This is a genomic window from Bradyrhizobium sp. STM 3809 (genome assembly GCF_000239795.1).
Taxonomy (GTDB): domain Bacteria; phylum Pseudomonadota; class Alphaproteobacteria; order Rhizobiales; family Xanthobacteraceae; genus Bradyrhizobium.
Genome location: NZ_CAFJ01000548.1, coordinates 1 through 794 on the forward strand (window position 1 = coordinate 1; position 794 = coordinate 794).

General features: G+C 58.9%; 2 protein-coding genes. Both read left to right on the plus strand.

The window, feature by feature from the left end; genetic code table 11:
- A partial coding sequence (locus tag BRAS3809_RS36140; RefSeq protein ID WP_210161113.1) for a hypothetical protein occupies window positions 1-230 on the plus strand: 230 nt, incomplete at its 5' end.
- A 43-nt stretch (window positions 231-273) separates the two neighbouring features.
- The coding region (locus BRAS3809_RS25025; protein ID WP_035658361.1) for a hypothetical protein at window positions 274-794 on the plus strand (521 nt) is incomplete at its 3' end.

The following is a 794-nucleotide window of genomic DNA, read 5'->3' on the forward strand; positions in this document are numbered from 1 at the left end:
AGGCGGAAGCAGGACGGAGAGAGCTATACATGATTTCTGAAAAAATGAAAACAAAAAATTTCGGCCCATCGAAAATCATCCCGCCGGCCTGCGTCGATGGCCCCGCGCATCCGCTGGGCCGTTGTCGGCCAGTCGGCCTAAGGATCGACTTGGCGATCTGCCCGATGCAGCCGGAACTCGATTCAAACGGCGAGAAAAACCACTCCTGGTTTCTGTGCGTCTTGCCATGAGTTGGTACTGATGTCGGAACTCCACCTCATGTGAGTGTGTTCGATGACTGACGAATTCCAGTACTCGATCGACCTGTCCCTGGCGCAATCGCGCGCGGAGAAGATCATCGACTGCGTCAAGCGGTGGCAGGCGGAGCACGATCTGCGGCCGTTCGAATACACGAGGCATCTGCGGGTCTCGCCGACATCAACCCCTCACAGCCATCCGGTCTTGACGCTGAACACCCAGCTGTACGACCCGGCCGCGATCTTGTGCGAGTATCTGCATGAGCAGATGCATTGGTACCTGACCAGGCTCGGGATTGCCGGCGACGAGTCCCCGCTGATCGCCGAATTGAAGCGCCGCTATCCCGGGGCGCCCGTGGGTTTCCCGGAGGGCGGGAACGACGAATATTCGACCTATCTCCATCTGCTGGTGAACTGGCTGGAGATCGAGGCGACCTCCCGATTTGCCGGACGGGACCGGGTGGTAGAGATCGCTCGCAACAAGCACTATTACAGGTGGATGTACCGCACGGTGCTGTCGGATTGGCGTCCGCTCGAAGAGCTCTACCGCAGCTACGA